At 73.5% G+C, this 15,179-nt stretch carries 17 protein-coding genes; 11 read left to right on the top strand and 6 right to left on the bottom strand.

Features of this window, described 5'->3' with window-relative positions; all coding sequences use genetic code 11:
* Positions 1-98 precede the first annotated feature (98 nt).
* On the top strand, positions 99-590 hold the full coding sequence (locus ACFWPT_RS21880; RefSeq protein WP_380483578.1) for an HPP family protein: 492 nt from the start codon (positions 99-101) through the stop codon (positions 588-590).
* A gap of 182 nt (positions 591-772) precedes the next feature.
* Here the strand turns inward: ACFWPT_RS21880 and ACFWPT_RS21875 are convergent, their stop codons facing one another.
* The gene (locus tag ACFWPT_RS21875) at positions 773-1,546 is read right to left on the bottom strand and encodes an enoyl-CoA hydratase-related protein (protein WP_380426772.1); all 774 of its coding nucleotides are present in this window, start codon (positions 1,544-1,546) and stop codon (positions 773-775) included.
* A 188-nt stretch (positions 1,547-1,734) separates the two neighbouring features.
* On the opposite strand from ACFWPT_RS21875, the gene ACFWPT_RS21870 reads away from it, so the two are divergent.
* Entirely contained in the window at positions 1,735-3,069 is a 1,335-nt protein-coding gene (locus ACFWPT_RS21870; RefSeq protein ID WP_380483576.1) for a PLP-dependent aminotransferase family protein, read from the top strand.
* A 158-nt stretch (positions 3,070-3,227) separates the two neighbouring features.
* Here ACFWPT_RS21870 and ACFWPT_RS21865 read toward each other — a convergent pair whose 3' ends face one another.
* A complete protein-coding gene (locus ACFWPT_RS21865; RefSeq protein ID WP_380483574.1) occupies positions 3,228-4,202 on the bottom strand; it encodes a helix-turn-helix transcriptional regulator in 975 nt (324 codons plus the stop codon).
* A 99-nt stretch (positions 4,203-4,301) separates the two neighbouring features.
* Here ACFWPT_RS21865 and ACFWPT_RS21860 point away from each other — a divergent pair, with 99 nt between their 5' ends.
* Positions 4,302-4,838 carry a DinB family protein gene (locus ACFWPT_RS21860; RefSeq protein ID WP_380371915.1) on the top strand — a complete coding sequence of 179 codons (537 nt, stop codon included), beginning with the start codon at positions 4,302-4,304 and terminating at the stop codon, positions 4,836-4,838.
* A 96-nt stretch (positions 4,839-4,934) separates the two neighbouring features.
* On the opposite strand, the gene ACFWPT_RS21855 is transcribed toward ACFWPT_RS21860, so the two are convergent.
* Positions 4,935-5,150: a heavy-metal-associated domain-containing protein gene (locus ACFWPT_RS21855; protein WP_063350365.1), complete on the bottom strand. Its 216-nt coding sequence runs from the start codon at positions 5,148-5,150 to the stop codon at positions 4,935-4,937.
* A gap of 480 nt (positions 5,151-5,630) precedes the next feature.
* Between ACFWPT_RS21855 and ACFWPT_RS21850 the strand changes: the two genes are divergently transcribed.
* The 4 genes from ACFWPT_RS21850 (at position 5,631) to ACFWPT_RS21835 (ending at position 9,085) form a co-directional block, all read left to right on the top strand.
* Entirely contained in the window at positions 5,631-6,332 is a 702-nt protein-coding gene (locus ACFWPT_RS21850) for a DUF3152 domain-containing protein (RefSeq protein ID WP_380371919.1), read from the top strand.
* A gap of 176 nt (positions 6,333-6,508) precedes the next feature.
* On the top strand, positions 6,509-7,438 hold the full coding sequence (locus ACFWPT_RS21845) for a glutaminase (protein WP_063350363.1): 930 nt from the start codon (positions 6,509-6,511) through the stop codon (positions 7,436-7,438).
* Between the two features lie 195 nt (positions 7,439-7,633).
* Positions 7,634-8,044 (top strand): hypothetical protein, encoded by a 411-nt coding sequence (locus ACFWPT_RS21840; RefSeq protein WP_380337442.1) that lies wholly within the window; start codon positions 7,634-7,636, stop codon positions 8,042-8,044.
* A 162-nt stretch (positions 8,045-8,206) separates the two neighbouring features.
* A complete protein-coding gene (locus ACFWPT_RS21835) occupies positions 8,207-9,085 on the top strand; it encodes an alpha/beta fold hydrolase (protein ID WP_380483572.1) in 879 nt (292 codons plus the stop codon).
* A 93-nt stretch (positions 9,086-9,178) separates the two neighbouring features.
* Here the strand turns inward: ACFWPT_RS21835 and ACFWPT_RS21830 are convergent, their stop codons facing one another.
* Positions 9,179-10,621 (bottom strand): DEAD/DEAH box helicase, encoded by a 1,443-nt coding sequence (locus ACFWPT_RS21830; protein WP_063350361.1) that lies wholly within the window; start codon positions 10,619-10,621, stop codon positions 9,179-9,181.
* 354 nt (positions 10,622-10,975) lie between these two features.
* Entirely contained in the window at positions 10,976-11,179 is a 204-nt protein-coding gene (locus ACFWPT_RS21825; protein ID WP_063350360.1) for a cold-shock protein, read from the bottom strand.
* Between the two features lie 438 nt (positions 11,180-11,617).
* Here ACFWPT_RS21825 and ACFWPT_RS21820 point away from each other — a divergent pair, with 438 nt between their 5' ends.
* Both ACFWPT_RS21820 and ACFWPT_RS21815 read left to right on the top strand, forming a co-directional pair.
* Positions 11,618-11,845, top strand: a complete 228-nt coding sequence (locus tag ACFWPT_RS21820; RefSeq protein WP_063350359.1) for a hypothetical protein — start codon at positions 11,618-11,620, stop codon at positions 11,843-11,845.
* 179 nt (positions 11,846-12,024) lie between these two features.
* Positions 12,025-12,387 (top strand): hypothetical protein, encoded by a 363-nt coding sequence (locus ACFWPT_RS21815; RefSeq protein ID WP_063350358.1) that lies wholly within the window; start codon positions 12,025-12,027, stop codon positions 12,385-12,387.
* A gap of 103 nt (positions 12,388-12,490) precedes the next feature.
* On the opposite strand, the gene ACFWPT_RS21810 is transcribed toward ACFWPT_RS21815, so the two are convergent.
* On the bottom strand, positions 12,491-13,174 hold the full coding sequence (locus tag ACFWPT_RS21810) for a TetR/AcrR family transcriptional regulator (RefSeq protein ID WP_380483570.1): 684 nt from the start codon (positions 13,172-13,174) through the stop codon (positions 12,491-12,493).
* Positions 13,175-13,307: 133 nt separating this feature from the next.
* Here ACFWPT_RS21810 and ACFWPT_RS21805 point away from each other — a divergent pair, with 133 nt between their 5' ends.
* Both ACFWPT_RS21805 and ACFWPT_RS21800 read left to right on the top strand, forming a co-directional pair.
* Positions 13,308-14,339 (top strand): medium chain dehydrogenase/reductase family protein, encoded by a 1,032-nt coding sequence (locus ACFWPT_RS21805; RefSeq protein ID WP_380371929.1) that lies wholly within the window; start codon positions 13,308-13,310, stop codon positions 14,337-14,339.
* Positions 14,340-14,536: 197 nt separating this feature from the next.
* The gene (locus tag ACFWPT_RS21800; protein WP_380483568.1) at positions 14,537-15,127 is read left to right on the top strand and encodes a lytic polysaccharide monooxygenase; all 591 of its coding nucleotides are present in this window, start codon (positions 14,537-14,539) and stop codon (positions 15,125-15,127) included.
* Positions 15,128-15,179: the final 52 nt, after the last annotated feature.

Below are 15,179 nucleotides of genomic sequence, written 5' to 3'. Positions count from 1 at the left end.
GTTCAGTGATTGTCCAACAAACGAAACATCCCACCTTTCGAGCGACAGTGCGCCTATCATCCCGTGGTCCCCCGTCACCCATCCGGAGTCGCCCACGCATGCCCACCTCACAGCCCGCAGACACCCCCAGGCCGCACCCGTTGCACGCCCTGCGGGCCTCCGTCTTCGCCGTCGGCGCCCTGCTCCTGCTGGCCGGAATCGGCATGGTGGTCCACCAGCCGCTGCTGATCCCGCCGGTGGCGGCCAGCGCCGCCCTGGTGCACGGCGCCCCCGGGCTTCCGATCTCCCAGCCGCGCAACGTCGTCGGCGGCCAACTGCTGTCCGCCCTGATCGGCTACGCCACCCTCGCGGTCACCGGCAGCACCGCCTGGGGAGCCGCGATAGCCGCCGGTCTCGCACTGGGCGCGATGATGCTCACCCACCTCTCCCACTCCCCGGCCGTCGCGAGCGCCGTGGTCGTGGTGCTCCAGGCCCCGCCCGCCCTGCCGTTCCTGCCGCTGCTGGTCCTCTCGACCGGCATCCTGGTGGCGATCGGCCTCCTCCCCGGCCGGATCGGCGGGCACCCCGTCCGCTACCCGGTGTCCTGGTGAGCGCGCACGCCCCCAATAAGCGCTGAGCACCCCCCTTGTGAGCCGCGACTGCCAGCCGTGCCCGTGAGCCGCGACGGCCGGGTCATCCGATCGGATGGCCCGGCCGTCCGCGTTGCCGTCGTCCTGGCCGAAGAACGCCGAGTCCAGCCCGGAACCACCGGCACCAGGGGCGCGAGCCGGTCTCAGCCGGCGGCCGGGCGGTCCAGGAAGCGCCGGAGCCCCTCCCGCACCCCGTCCGTGGGCACGGTGGCCGCGAAGCAGGCCGCCTCGACGGCGAGGCCCTCGTCGATCGGCAGGTTGATGCCGCGGGTGACGGCCCGCAGGCAGGCGGACACCGCGGTCGGCGCGTGCCGGATGATCCGGTCGACCAGGCCCCGTGCCGCGTCGAGCAGTTCGCCGGCCGGGACGACGGCGTTGACCAGTCCGATCTCGGCGGCGCGGGCGGCCGGGATCGGATCGCCGGTCAGGATCAGCTCCAGGGCGCGCTTGCGTCCGACGTGTCGCGGCAGCCGCTGGGAGCCGCCGAACGGCGGCGGGAAGCCGAGCGAGATCTCCGGCTTGGCGAAGGTCGCGTGCTCGGCGGCGACGGCCAGCGGGGCGGCCTCGGTGAGCTCGCACCCTCCCCCGTAGGCGAGGCCGTTGACGGCGACGACGATCGGCTTCGGGAACTCCTCGATCCGCCGGGTCAGCGCGTGGCCGCGCCGGACGACCTCGCGCAGCGCCCGCTCGGGCCCGCCCGCGATGCTCCCGGCCAGCGACGGGATGTCGGCGCCCGCGCTGAAGGCCCGCTGCCCGGCGCCGGTCAGCACGACCGCCCGGACGGTGTCGTCGGCGTCGACGCGGTCGAGTTCGGCGAGCAGCGCGTCGATGGTCGGGTAGTCGAGGGCGTTGAGCTTCTGCTCCCGGTCGATGGTCAGGGTGACGACGTGCTGGTCCCGCTCGCTGCGGACGGTCATGCCGGGTGCTCCGTTTCGCCTGGGCGCGGGCGTCCGCAACCCGGCGGACGCCCGCGCGGTGGCGGGCGCCCCCACGGCGCCCGCCCGGTTGCGGACGGCACCGAGGCTAGGAACAACCCTCCAGGACAATCCAGTTATTGTCCTGGATACACCCTGGACCCTCATCGCCCCACGACGGCAGGTGCCGCATGCGACCGCCCTCCTACAAGGCCATCGTCGACGAGTACGCGGCGGCCATCCGCTCCGGCGCGCTCCCGGCCGGCACCCGGCTGCCGACCCACCGGGCGCTCGCCCGCGAGCGGCGGATCGCCCTGGCCACCGCCACCCGCGTCTACACCGAACTCGCCGCCGCCGGGCTGGTGGTGGGGGAACAGGGGCGGGGGACCTTCGTCCGGACGCGCTCCGGCTACGACGGGATCGAGCCCTCGCGCGCGCTCCCGGTGCCCCGGGTCGCGGACCTGTCGTTCAACCAGCCGCTGGCCCCCGGGCAGGGGGACCTGCTCCGGCAGGCCCTGCGCACACTCGCCTCCTCCGGCGACGCCGAGGCGCTGCTGCGCCAGCACCCGCCAGGCGGCCACCGGCACGACCGGGCGGTGGTGGCCCGGTACCTGCTGGGGCGCGGCGTCGACACCGCCCCGGAGAACGTGCTGCTGACCAGCGGGGCGCAGCAGGCGCTCGACTGCGTGCTGCGCACGCTCACCCGGCCCGGCGACGTCCTCGCCGTCGACGCGCTCAGCTACCCGGGGGTGAAGCTGCTCGCCGCCGCCCACGGCCTCGACCTGGCGCCCGTCCCGGTCACCGCGACGGGACCGGACCTCGACGCGCTGGAGCGGCTGTGCCGCGCCCGGCCGGTCCGCGCGGTGTACACCATGCCCACCGTCCACAACCCGCTCGGCTGGGTGCTCGACCGGGCGCAGCGCGACCGGCTGGCCACGATCGCCACCACCCGCGGCTGCACGCTGATCGAGGACGGCACGTACGCCTTCCTGGAGGCCTCACCGCCCGCGCCGCTGCACGCGCTGGCGCCCGAACACACCTGCTACGTCGCCGGGTTGTCCAAGAACGTGGCCCCGGGCCTGCGGTTCGGCTTCGCCGTGCTGCCCGGGCGCCTGCTGCGGGCCGCGACCAGCAGCCTGCGCGCCGCGGCCTGGGGCGCGCCCGGGCTGGTGACGGCGCTGGCCACCGGCTGGCTCGCGGACGGCACGGTCGCCCGCCTGGAGCGGCACCGCCGCGCGGACGCCGCCGCCCGCCAGCGCATCGCCGCCACCGCCCTGGCCGGCCTGGACGTCACGGCGCACCCGGCCTCGTACCTGGTGTGGCTCGGCCTGGCGGAGCACCAGCGGCCCGACCGGGTCGCGGCCGTCCTCGCGGGCGAGGGGATCCTGGTGTCCACGGCGGACGCCTTCGCCACCGGCCCGCACCGCCCCCGGGCCGTCCGGCTGGCGCTGGCCACGCCGCCGCTGGACGCGTTGGCGGGCGTGCTGGGGCGGCTGCGCGCGGCCGTCGAGGCGATCCCGCCGTGAGGCCTCTCGCGGCGCACGGCCCGCCTGCCCGTAGACCTGCCCGCTGTGGGGCCGACCCGCCGCACCCGCAGCACCACCCGCACGAGAAGTCGGCCCTCCCGACGTCCTGCTCCGGTGTCCTGCTCCGACGTCCTGCTGCGGTGTCCTGCTCCGGCGCCCTACTCCCCCGGGCCGCCCCGCGCGGCCCGGGAGAACCGCACGCCCCACTCCCCGACGAGGTCGAGCAGTTCGGGCGGGCCGAGGACGCGGAAGTCCGCGCCCAGCGAGCCGAGCGCCATGGCCGGCCAGTCCAGGGAGTCGGCGGTCATCTCCAGGTGGCAGCGCCCGGCGTCGACCTCCTCGACGGTGCCCCACCGGCCGACCCGTGCGCGGACGGTCGCGGCCGGGGCGTCCACCAGCGCCGCCACCCGGTACGGGTGCGGCACACCGTTGAGACCGGCCCGGACGAACTCGGCGGCGTCGGCGGCGGGCAGCGAACGGGGCCCGAACCGGACGCCACCGCCCTGCGGCGCGCTCAGCCGGTCGAGCCGGAAGGTGCGCCAGTCCTGCCGGTCGAGGTCGTAGGCGACCAGGTACCAGCGACGGTGCAGGCAGACCAGCCGGTGCGGTTCGACCTGCCGTTCGGCGTGCCGGCCGTCGGCGGCGGTGTAGGAGAAGCGCAGCCGCTCGGTGTCCCGGCAGGCCAGCGCGACCACGGTGAGCCGGTCCGGGTCGACGCCCGGCCCGGCCGGGGCGCCCCCGCCGACGGGTACGGTCACCGCGCGCAGCGCCTCGACCCGGTGCCGCAGCCGGGCGGGCATCACCTGCACCACCTTGGCCAGCACCCGCACCGAGGCCTCGGCGATGCCCTCCACCGGGCTCTCCGCCGCGGCCTGGAGGCCCACGGCCAGGGCGACCGCCTCCTCGTCGTCGATCACCAGCGGGGGCAGCGCGGCGCCCGCGGCGAGCTGGTAGCCGCCGTCGACGCCGCGCTGCGCCTCCACGGGGTAGCCGAGTTCACGCAGTCGGTCGATGTCGCGGCGCAGGGTGCGGATCGAGACCCCGAGCCGGTCGGCCAGTTCCTCGCCGGGCCAGTAACGGTGGGTCTGGAGCAGGGAGAGCAGTCGCAGCGTCCGGGTGCTGGTGTTCGCCATGACTCCCATCATCCCGGAATTCAGGACAGAAAGTGGCCGCTATCGCGTTTAGCGTGGACCTTGTCCGAAGGAGCAGGAACCGAACGGAAGGCCACCACCATGACCACGACCCCGAACAACAGCACCGCCACCGGCGAGCGCGCCGACCTGCTGGCGGCCCTGGCCAAGCAGCGGCACTTCCTGCGCTTCACCACCCGCGACCTCACCGACGAGCAGGCCGGCCTGCGGACCACCGTCAGCGCACTGTGCCTGGGCGGCCTGATCAAGCACGTGAGCACGGCCGAGCGGTTCTGGGTGGACTTCATCGTGGAAGGCCCGTCCGCGATGCCCGACTTCAGCAGCTTCACCGAGGCCGACTTCGCCCGCCGCGCCGACGAGTTCCGCCTGCTGCCCGGCGAGACGCTGGCCGGCGTCCTGGCCGAGTACGCCGAGGTGGCCCGCCGCACCGACGACCTGGTCGCCACCCTCCCCGACCTGGGCGCCACCCAGCCGCTGCCGAAGGCCCCCTGGTTCGAGGCCGGCGCCGAATGGTCGGCCCGCCGGGTGCTGATGCACATCGTCACCGAGAGCGCCCAGCACGCGGGCCACGCCGACATCATCCGCGAGGCCCTGGACGGCGCGAAGAGCATGGGCTGACGCCGGTCTACGGCCCGGGTGCCCGGGGCCGGTCCGGCGGATCTGCCGGACCGGCCCCGGGCCGGCCCTCCCGCTCGGTCGGTTGCCGGGGGCGGGTCAGCCCCGGCCGACGAAGGTGAAACCGGCCCCGCCGACCGCGCCACGGAGCACGGCGTCGTCGAGCGGTTGCGCGGACGCCACGGTGACGCGGCCGGTCGGCGCGTCGGCGCTGACCTCGGTGACGCCGGGGAGGGCGGCCAGCCCGGCGCTGACCGTCTTCTCGCAGTGGCCGCAGCTCATGCCGTCGACGGTGAGGACGGTGGTGATGGACATGGCGGTGCCTCCGGTGAGGTGGGGTGGGGTGGGGAAGCCCGGCCGGGCCCGCTCGGGCGCGGCCGGTGATCAACGTGCACCACGACAGCGGAAAGCGCCGCCGACGCCGAGGGACACGCCGCACGGGTGGCACCTTCGAGTGGTTCCGGGAACCGATCGGGCCGCGCGACCGACGGGCCGTCACCGACCGGCTGAACCGGTGGTCCGCTTTCGCCCGTTCCTCCCCATAACGCCCTTCCTTTCCGCGACCGAACCCCGACCGAACCCCGTCCGAACCCCGACCGAACCCGCCTGAACCCGCCTGAACCCGTCCGAAACTTTTTCGAACGCCGCCTAGACTCGTCTGATCCCGACCGAACCCGCCCAGGAGCCTGTCACCGCCATGCCCACCCCGACGCCCCACACCTCCATACCCGGCGGGTCCACCGGACCCGACCCGACCACCGGAGCGAGGGCGCGCCTCGCAACCGGGGGCAGCCGATGAGGAAGTTCACCGGATTCCGGCGCCGGCGGCTCTGGCACGGCGCGCTCGCCCTGGTGGTGGCCGGCGCCGTGACCGGCGGCCTGCTGTGGTGGCACCCGTGGGCTCCGGGCGACGGGCAGAAGCCGATGGAGTTCACCACGGCCGCCGGCGGCTCGCCCCGCTTCGGCACCGGCGAGCACCTGTACCGCTACAAGGTGCGGGCGGAGAACGGGATCGCCGAGAGCCCCGGGCAGTTCGCCGCCGAGGTCGACGCCGTCCTCGGGAACGTCCAGCACGGCTGGGCCGCCGGTGGCACCGCGTCCTTCCAGCGCATGCCCGCCGACCCGGTGGACTTCACCGTCTACCTGGCCACCCCGGAGACCACCGACCGGATCTGCGGCCAGTACGGCCTGGACACCGGCGGCACGGTGAACTGCGGCGTGGGCCACCAGGTCGTCATCAACCTCAAGCGCTGGACGGAGCTGTCGGAGTTCTACGTCGGCAAGCCCGAGCTCTACCACGCGCTCGCCGTCAACCACGAGGTCGGCCACGTCCTCGGCAACGGCCACGTCGACTGCCCGGGCGCGGGCGCGCCGGCGCCGGTGATGATGCAGCAGATCAAGGGCCTGCACGGCTGCGTCCCGAACGGCTGGCCCTACTCCGACACCGGCACCCTCCTCACCGGCCCGCCCGTCCAGGCCCCCACCTCCGCCCCCTGACGGATGAACCCGGTCAAGAATATGACTTGATTGCCTTTTGGGTCGCAAAGCGGCCCGCCGTGAAGCGGCCCCACGCCGCCACCGGCGATTCTTCGCACGCCCCGGAGCACGGATAATCCTGTATCGGACCAGGTCGTGGTCCTGATCGTGCTCATGGAGGAACAGCGTTGAACGGTATGCCCGCCGGAGAGAAGCTCGACTACCGGCTGCTGCTGGATGCCGCGGCGGCGGCCGCGCGGGCGACGGGCGACCAAGGGCATGTCGCCGACTACATCCCGGCCCTCGCCACGGTCGACCCGGACGCCTTCGGCATGGCGGTCGCCACCGTCGACGGCGAGCTGTACGGGATCGGGGACTGGGAGCAGCCGTTCTCCGTCCAGAGCGTCTCGAAGCTGTTCACCCTGGCGCTGGCCCTGGCCCACGGCGGGGACACGGTCTGGCGCGGGGTGGGGCGGGAGCCGTCCGGCAATCCCTTCAACTCGCTGGTGCAGCTGGAGAGCGAGCACGGCATCCCGCGCAACCCGTTCATCAACGCCGGCGCGCTCGTGGTGACCGACCGTCTGCAGACCATGACGGGCGACGCCGCCGGGGCGGTCCGCGAGTTCCTCCGCCGGGAGTCCGGCAATCCGCTGCTCGACACCGATCCGGTCGTGGCCGCGTCCGAGGCCGAGCACGGCCACCGCAACGCCGCCCTGGCCCACTTCATCGCCAGCCACGGCAATCTGGAGAACCCGGTCGAGACCGTCCTCGACCACTACTACGCGCACTGCGCGGTGTCCGCCAGCTGCCGGGACCTGGTCCTGGCCGGCTCCTTCCTGGCCCGCTACGGGGTGCGCACCGACGGCACCCGGCTGATGTCACGCAGCGAGGCCAAGCGCGTCAACGCCGTCCTGCTCACCTGCGGCACCTACGACGCGGCGGGCGAGTTCGCCTTCCGGGTCGGGCTGCCGGGCAAGAGCGGCGTGGGCGGCGGCGTCCTCGCCATACTGCCCGGGCGGGCCGCGGTCTGCGCCTGGGGCCCCCGGCTGGACCAGGCCGGCAACTCGGTGGCCGCGGTCACCGCCCTGGACGCCCTGACCACCCTCTCCGGCTGCTCGATCTTCTGACCCGTCGGCTGCCGCCCCGGCGTTCCGAGGGCTCGCGCGCCGCACCCGTCCGTCGCCTAACTTGTGGCGTTGATCCGGCTGTTGGGCACCGACCGGCCGGTCGTCCATGGCATGCTCCAGGCGGGGGCGCCGATCGTGATGACGATCGGCCGGCCATGAGGCACACGACCAAGAGGAAAGTGGGGGTCCCGTCCCATGCGAACCGCCGTAGCAAGCTTGTTGGCCCTGGCCGGCGCGGCAGGGCTGGTGCTCAGTTCGTTCCAACCCTGGTACGCCAAGAGCGATCCGAGGTCCGTACCGGTCGCCGACCTGTTCCGGGGCATGTCACCCACCCGCACCACGTCGACCGGCATGTCGATGTTCCTGCTGCTGGCCGTCGCCGCGGCGATCGCGGTGCTGGCACTGCTGGTCCGCTCGCGCCCGGGCCTGCTCCTGGCCGCCGTGGTCGCGGTGGTCACCGGCGTGCTCTGGGTGTACCAGAAGGGGCGGGAGCTGAAGCCGATCTCGCTCGGGATCGGCAATCTGGAGAACGGCTTCTGGAACGCCTGCGGCGGCGTCCTGGTGCTCCTCCTCGCACTGGCCGTGCTGCCGCCCAAGCGCTCCTGAGCCTTCCCGCCTCCCGGCCCGGTCGCCCCCACGGCGGCCGGGCCGGAGTCGTTTCCACTTGATTGAGGCAACACTCCCCATCACTCCCTAAAATCACCTTTACTTCACTCCTCGCAGTAGTTTAAGGATAGATACCACCCTATCGAGCGAGTGGAGTACGGCATGACCATCTACACCTCCGACGAGGGCGCCCGCGTCCTCGCCCGGGAGTACACCGCCCTCCTGGACCGCTGGCCCGTGCCCGCCGAACGGCTGCACGTCCCCACCCGTCAGGGTTCGACCTTCGTCCTGGCCTGCGGCCCCGAGGACGCGGCACCCCTGGTCCTGCTGCACGGCTCCGGGGCGAACGCGGCGATGTGGGCGGACGACGTGGCCCTGTGGGCCCGGCACTTCCGCGTCTACGCCGTCGACGTGATCGGCGAGCCCGGTCTGAGCGCCCCCGTACGCCCCGAACTGCACTCCGACGCGCACGCGCTGTGGCTCGACGACGTGCTGGACGCGCTGCACGTCGAGCGCGCCGCCTTCGTGGGGACGTCGTTGGGCGGGCTGCTGGCACTCGACTACGCGATCCGCCGCCCGCAGCGGGTGGACCGGCTGGCGCTGCGCTGCCCCTGCGGGATCGGCCGCCAGAAGCGGGGGGTGCTGGTCGCCGCGCTGTTCGTGCTGCCGTTCGGGGACTGGGGGCGGCGCACGATGCTGAGGCTGGCCCTGGGCCCCGCCCCCACCCCCGTCCCGCCCACGGCCGGGGAACGCGCCTTCGGCGAGTACGTGCTGCTCATCCACCAGCACTTCCGGCCGCGCCGGGAGAAGCTTCCGGTCGTCACCGACGGCGACCTGGCGGGCCTGGAGATGCCGGTGCAGGTCACCATCGGTGGCCGCGACCGGCTCATCGACTCCCACGGCACCCGCCGCCGGCTCCAGCGGGCCGCCCCCCGGGTCTCGGTCACCTTCCTCCCCGAGGTCGGCCACCTGCTCAGGGACCAGACCCGGCCGGCCCTCGACTTCCTCCTCGCCGAGGAAGGCGGCCCGCCCCGGGCCTGAACGCGAGCGGCCCCGTGCTCCACCGCCCGTCGGGGCGGAGAGCACGGGGCCGTCGTACCGGGCCGGTTCGCACCGGGACCGGCGCGAACCGGGTCAGGACCGCGCGGCGGACTTCACGGAGCGCGGATGACGGGCGGCGGCAGCGCCGGCAGGGCGGCGGCGGCCACCACCGACGGCGCCCCGGGCGGAGCGGCGGGGACGCTCGACGACCGGGTCGGGGATCGTCACGGGGATGCCGGTCGGGACGCGGGCGCCGGTGAGCCGGGCGAGTTCGTCGTCGTCGGAGTGGACGCGGGTGGCCGTGGGGGCGATCCCGGCGGTGGCCGCCAGCCGGGCCATCTGGCGGCGCTGGCTGGGCAGGACGAGGGTGACGACGGTGCCGGACTCGCCGGCCCGGGCGGTGCGGCCGCCCCGGTGGAGGTAGTCCTTGTGGTCGACCGGCGGGTCCAGGTTGACGACCAGGTCGAGGCCGTCCACGTGGATCCCCCGCGCGGCGACGTTGGTGGCGATCAGCGCGGTGACCTGGCCGGTGCGGAACTGCTCCAGGGTCCGGGTGCGCTGGGGCTGGGACTTGCCGCCGTGCAGGGCCGCGGCCTTCACCCCGTTGGCGAGCAGGTCCTCGACCAGCGCGTCGGCCCGGTCCCGGGTGTCGGTGAACATGATCACCCCGCCGTCCCGGGCCGCGATGCGGACGATCAGGGTGTTCTTGTCGTGGTTCTGCACATGCAGCACGTGGTGCTCCATGGTGGTCACCGCTCCGGCCGACGGATCCACCGAGTGGGTGACCGGGTCCTTGAGGAAGCGGCGCACGAGGCGGTCGACGTTGCGGTCCAGGGTCGCGGAGAAGAGCAGCGTCTGGCAGCCTTCGGCGACCTGTTCGAGGAGCTCGGTGACCTGCGGCAGGAAGCCGAGGTCGGCCATCTGGTCGGCCTCGTCCAGGACTGCGATGTCGACGTCGTCCAGTCGGCAGTGGCCGCGCTCGATCAGGTCCTTCAGCCGGCCCGGGGTGGCGACGACGACCTCGGCGCCCCGGTGCAGCACCTGGGACTGGCGGCCGATCGACATCCCGCCCACCACGGTCGCCATCCGCAGCCGCACCGAGTGCGCGTACGGGGTGAGCGCCTCGGTGACCTGCTGCGCGAGCTCCCGGGTGGGGACCAGCACCAGGGCCAGCGGGCTGCCCGGCTCGGTCTTGCGGCCGGCGGCACGGGCGGCGGTGCGGGCCAGCACGGCCAGACCGAAGGCGATGGTCTTGCCGGAGCCCGTGCGGCCCCGGCCGAGCACGTCGCGGCCGGCCAGCGAGTTCGGCAGCGTGGTGGCCTGGATGGGGAACGGCGAGGTGACGCCCTGGCGGGTCAGCGTCTTCAACAGGGCCGCGGGCATGTCCAGTTCGTCGAACGACTCGACGGCGGGCAGGGCGGGGGTGGTGCTGGCCGGGAGTTCGAACTCCTGCTGGGAGGAGCGGCCCTGGGCCCGGTTCGGGCCTCCGGTCCGGCGGTGCGGGCTGCGGTGCGACGGGCGGTTCGAGCGGTTCATACGGAACCTTCCTCAGGACGGCACGTCGCGAGGTCGGCTCCGCTGCGCGGGCGCGCGGAGATCACAAGAAACGGGCCAAAGATGTGCCGGGCGGGGCGCGGACGATGCGGCCGGGCGAGGCATGGACGGTGCAGCCACCGGTGGGCGGGCGCCGGTGTGCGCGGTCGGCGCAACACGGCCCGCGCGGGACGGCGGACGACGGCCGAAGGCGGATCCACGGGGCCCGGTACGGCCGGGGCGGCCTGGCGGCCTGGACGGCCGGAGGCGATGGGGGGTGGAACGGCCGAGGGGCCCGCACCGGGCGTAGTGCACGGTGCGGGCCCCTCGCTACCAGGCGAGTGCCGTGGCAGAGAACTACAGCGGGCGAATGTTCTCGGCCTGCGGGCCCTTCTGGCCCTGCGTGACGTCGAACTCGACCTTCTGGCCCTCGAGCAGCTCACGGAAGCCCTGGGCGTTGATGTTCGAGTAGTGGGCGAAGACGTCAGCGCCGCCGTCCTCCTGCTCGATGAAGCCGAAGCCCTTTTCCGCGTTGAACCACTTCACGGTACCAGTAGCCATTAAAAAATCTCCTTCGAGAGACTGTACGAAGTCCGCACCGTGCGGACGCCGAGTCGCCGCGATGAGCACCCGCCGGGGAAAGAGCCGGAAAACAAAAAATGCGCCTGCAATACATCAGCAGGCGCACACAAAGTTCATGGGAACCACTACTGCAACTAAATCGACTGTAGCAGGCCCGGGCTCGTCGCGGTGGATATTCCGCCGCCGGCCCTTCCGGCCCCTCCCCCACGGGAGGGGCTCACCCGCCGACGGGCTCGGCAACGGGTGGTGGTGCCACGGCAGTTGGGGCGCCGGCGGCGGGGCCCGGTCGGGCGGAGAATTTTTTCGGGCCGGGCGGGTCCGCCGAGCCAGGGCCGGCTGGTCGTGCCCTGTCACCCGGCGGGGTTCCGGCCCTCCGGGAGGGTCCGCTCCCCGGTTTTTCGGAGCATACTGATCGGGATGACGAAATCACCGGCAGTCCGGCGCCACCTGCCCACCAGTCCCTTCAAAGCCCCGGCCGAGGTGCCCCGCAAGCGGTTCGCCGCGGGCGACCGGGTCACCCACGACAAGCACGGCCTCGGCCGGGTCGTCGACGTCGAGGACGGCAGCGACATCGCGGTCCTCGTCGACTTCGGCTCCCGCCAGGAGCGACTCACCCCTCCGTACGCCGAGATGTGGAAGCTCTGACCCGGGGCTCCCTCCCGGGACACCAGGGCCCGGGCCCCGGAAAGATCCACGAGACCTTCCCCAGGACGCCGGACCGTGCGTAGGCCGTAGGACAGGCCGCGCGCACGGTCACGCGCCCGGCCTGCACCGAACCGTGCACGACGCCACCGAAGCCGGCGGCGGCGCAATAGTCTGGGTGCATGTCGAACTCTGATGAGCTCCTCGTTGACATCGCCGCCATGGTGGAGTCCGAGCACAGCAACCAGATGTCCTTGACCGTGGTGGTCCCCGGAGCGGTCATCACCGGCCGGCTCGCACCGATGGCCCTCTGGTTCGAGCGGGTGTCGGAAGTCCTGCACACCTCACAGCACTTGAAGCCGTTCGCCGCCCTCTTCTCCCCGCCCTCCGCCAGCGTGCCCGCACGGCCGACGCACCTGCACCTGCACCGGGCGCGGATCCTCCAGGGCGACTTCGGACTGCCCCACACCGGCGGCATGTACCGGATCGCCATCGAGGACGTGAGCAGTTGGACGGTGGGTGACCTCAGCTACTCCGACGCCTGACCTCCGAGCCTGACCTCCGACGGGCCCCGGGCGCGCCAGACGGCCGCTCGGGGCCCGTCGGCGCACGTGAAGGCGCGGCCGGTGCCCGGCCGGCCCGTGCCCGTCAGCGGCCGGTGAGCGAGCGGAGCTCGGCGGCGTAGAGCTGGGCGGGGTCGAATCCCATGCCGGTGAAGTGGCCGGCGAGTTCGAGGGAGAGCACGCCGTGCAGCCTGGTCCAGACGGCGAGGGCGAGGTGGAGGACCGCCGGCGGGGCCGGGTGCTCCCCGGCCCAGGCCCGGTGTTCGGCGAGGTGGGCGTCGAACGGGGACGGCGACACGGCCGAGGACGGCGACACGGCCGGTGACTGCTCCACCGGTGACAGCTCGGCGGTGCAGGCGTCGAGCAGGACGGCCATGATCTCGACGGAGATCCTGGTGGTGTCCTCGGGCGCCCGGTAGCCGGGCACGGGGGTGCCGTAGACGAGCAGGTACCGCTGGGGGTCGTCCAGGGCCCACCGGCGCAGGGCCTGCGCCAGTCCGGCCAGGTCGGCACCCGCGGCGGCCCGGGCCTGGAAGGCGTCGGCGAGGCTCCGGTAGGCGTCCCGGACGAGTTCGGTGATCAGCTCGTCGCGACTGGCGAAGTACCGGTAGAGGGCCGGGCCGCTCATGCCCATCCGCTTGGCGATGGCGTTGAGGGACAGCGCGGAGGCCCCGGCGGTGGCGATCTGCTCCCAGGCGCGCTCCTTGATCTCCTCCTGCACCTGAGCGCGGTAGCGCTCCCGGGGAGTCCTCACATCCGACGCGCCCATGGCCGCCTCCAGACCTCACGACGATGACATCACCATCTCGTTAGAGGCTATCACTCTCCCTCTTGACTCTCACCGACGCCTGCCGTTATAACTTCTAACGAAGGCAATAACATCTATCGAGAAGGAGGGCGTCATGGACACCGAACGCCTCGTCCAGGTCGTACTGCCGGGCATCGTGGCGCCGGAGGGCCTGGAGATCCGGCACGGAGCCGTGCCGCAGGCCGGCCGGGGGCAGGTCCTGATCGCCATGGAGGCGAGCGGCGTCTCGTTCGCCGAGCAGCAGATGCGCCGCGGCCGGTACTACGACCAGCCGCCGTTCCCGTTCGTCCCCGGCTACGACCTGGTCGGCCGGGTGCTGGCCACCGGCGAGGGCGTCGACCCGGGGCTGGCCGGGCAGCGGGTGGCCACCCTGATGAAGGTCGGCGGGTGGGCCAGCCACGTGGCGGTCGACGCCGCCGACGCCGTGCCCGTCCCGGACGGCCTCACCGCGGCCGAGGCGGAGACCGTGGTGGTCAACGGCATCACGGCCTGGCAGCTGCTGCACCGCCGGGCACGGGTGCGCGCCGGGCAGCGGATCCTGGTGCACGGCGCCTCCGGCGGGGTGGGCTCCGTCCTGGTCCAGCTGGCACGCGCGGCCGGCGTGCAGGTGATCGGCACGGCGTCCGCGCGGCACCACGACGCCCTGCGGGAGCTCGGCGTGACCCCGGTCGACTACCGCACGGAGGACGTGGCGGCCCGGGTCCGGGAGCTGGCGCCCGGCGGGGTGGACGCCGTGTTCGACCACGTCGGCGGGCGCAGCGTGATCGACTCCTGGCACCTGCTCGCCCCCGGCGGCACGCTCGTCGCCTACGGCAGCGCCTCCACCCGCGACGACACCGGCTCCAAGCAGTGGCCGGTGCTGAAGATCCTCGCCCGCACCTGGCTCTGGAACACCCTGCCCAACGGCCGCCGCGCCCACTTCTACAACATCTGGGCCGGCCGCGCCCTCGGCCGGGACCGCTTCCGCGCCCGCCTCCGGTCCGACCTCGCCCAGGTGTTCGCCGCCGTCGCCCGCGGTGACGTCACCGCCCGGATCGCCGCCCGGCTCCCGCTCGCCCGGGCGGCCGAGGCCCTGCGGCTGGCGGAGTCCGGGACCGTCAGCGGCAAGATCGTCCTGATTCCCTGACCTGCGGGCGCGAGGGCACGGGGCACGGCAATGGCCTGGCAATGACCCGGCAATGGTTCAGACCATTGACGGCCCGGACGGAGGCTTCTACGGTGTCAGCACCGACCTGACGCAGGCATGCCACGATCTTCGGCCGCGCCCCCACGCGCGCGCCCTACGTCGGGCGCACACTCCATCCACCCCCACGGAGGAGCACCATGCGCAAACGTCATCTCGCCGTCGCGGCCGCAGCCGCGATCGCGCTCCCGCTCGTGCTGGCCCTGCCCGCCCAGTCGCACGGCTACATCAACCTGCCGCCCAGCCGGTCCGCGCTCTGCGGAGCGGGCGGGGTGCCCTGGGACTGCGGCGACATCCAGTGGGAACCGCAGAGCGTCGAGGGCCCGAAGGGCTTCCCCGGCCGGGGCCCGGCCGACGGCACCATCTGCGCCGGCGGGGACGCCCGTTGGGCCCCGCTGGACGACCCGCGCAACGGCACCTGGCCGACCACCCGGGTGACGGCGGGCCAGCAGCTCACCTTCACCTGGTACATCGAGGCCCGGCACTCCACCACGAACTTCAGGTACTACCTCACCAAGCCCGGTTACGACGCGAGCCAGCCGATCACCCGGGGCAGCCTGGACCTCACCCCCTTCCTGACCGTCCCCTACAGCGGCCGCCAGCCCGCCGCCACCACCACCCACACCGCGACCCTCCCCAGCGGTCGCACCGGGCACCAGGTGGTGGTGGCGGTCTGGGACGTCGCCGACACCGGAAACGCCTTCTACTCCTGCACCGACGTCCAGTTCTGACGGTCCTGACCGCTGCACCGTACTGACGGCCCCGGTCCCGCCGCCCCCGACC

The organism is Kitasatospora sp. NPDC058478 (genome assembly GCF_042720345.1).
In the GTDB taxonomy this organism is placed as follows: Bacteria; Actinomycetota; Actinomycetes; order Streptomycetales; family Streptomycetaceae; genus Kitasatospora.
This window is presented reverse-complemented; position numbering and strand designations above follow the sequence as displayed.

What these genes read in the sequence shown, in the direction of transcription:
- ACFWPT_RS21880 (WP_380483578.1), top strand. Translation starts at nt 99, where the DNA reads ATGCCCACCTCACAGCCCGCAGACACCCCCAGGCCGCACCCGTTGCAC.
- ACFWPT_RS21875 (WP_380426772.1), bottom strand. Translation starts at nt 1,546, where the DNA reads ATGACCGTCCGCAGCGAGCGGGACCAGCACGTCGTCACCCTGACCATC.
- ACFWPT_RS21870 (WP_380483576.1), top strand. Translation starts at nt 1,735, where the DNA reads ATGCGACCGCCCTCCTACAAGGCCATCGTCGACGAGTACGCGGCGGCC.
- ACFWPT_RS21865 (WP_380483574.1), bottom strand. Translation starts at nt 4,202, where the DNA reads ATGGCGAACACCAGCACCCGGACGCTGCGACTGCTCTCCCTGCTCCAG.
- ACFWPT_RS21860 (WP_380371915.1), top strand. Translation starts at nt 4,302, where the DNA reads ATGACCACGACCCCGAACAACAGCACCGCCACCGGCGAGCGCGCCGAC.
- ACFWPT_RS21855 (WP_063350365.1), bottom strand. Translation starts at nt 5,150, where the DNA reads ATGTCCATCACCACCGTCCTCACCGTCGACGGCATGAGCTGCGGCCAC.
- ACFWPT_RS21850 (WP_380371919.1), top strand. Translation starts at nt 5,631, where the DNA reads ATGAGGAAGTTCACCGGATTCCGGCGCCGGCGGCTCTGGCACGGCGCG.
- ACFWPT_RS21845 (WP_063350363.1), top strand. Translation starts at nt 6,509, where the DNA reads ATGCCCGCCGGAGAGAAGCTCGACTACCGGCTGCTGCTGGATGCCGCG.
- ACFWPT_RS21840 (WP_380337442.1), top strand. Translation starts at nt 7,634, where the DNA reads ATGCGAACCGCCGTAGCAAGCTTGTTGGCCCTGGCCGGCGCGGCAGGG.
- ACFWPT_RS21835 (WP_380483572.1), top strand. Translation starts at nt 8,207, where the DNA reads ATGACCATCTACACCTCCGACGAGGGCGCCCGCGTCCTCGCCCGGGAG.
- ACFWPT_RS21830 (WP_063350361.1), bottom strand. Translation starts at nt 10,621, where the DNA reads ATGAACCGCTCGAACCGCCCGTCGCACCGCAGCCCGCACCGCCGGACC.
- ACFWPT_RS21825 (WP_063350360.1), bottom strand. Translation starts at nt 11,179, where the DNA reads ATGGCTACTGGTACCGTGAAGTGGTTCAACGCGGAAAAGGGCTTCGGC.
- ACFWPT_RS21820 (WP_063350359.1), top strand. Translation starts at nt 11,618, where the DNA reads ATGACGAAATCACCGGCAGTCCGGCGCCACCTGCCCACCAGTCCCTTC.
- ACFWPT_RS21815 (WP_063350358.1), top strand. Translation starts at nt 12,025, where the DNA reads ATGTCGAACTCTGATGAGCTCCTCGTTGACATCGCCGCCATGGTGGAG.
- ACFWPT_RS21810 (WP_380483570.1), bottom strand. Translation starts at nt 13,174, where the DNA reads ATGGGCGCGTCGGATGTGAGGACTCCCCGGGAGCGCTACCGCGCTCAG.
- ACFWPT_RS21805 (WP_380371929.1), top strand. Translation starts at nt 13,308, where the DNA reads ATGGACACCGAACGCCTCGTCCAGGTCGTACTGCCGGGCATCGTGGCG.
- ACFWPT_RS21800 (WP_380483568.1), top strand. Translation starts at nt 14,537, where the DNA reads ATGCGCAAACGTCATCTCGCCGTCGCGGCCGCAGCCGCGATCGCGCTC.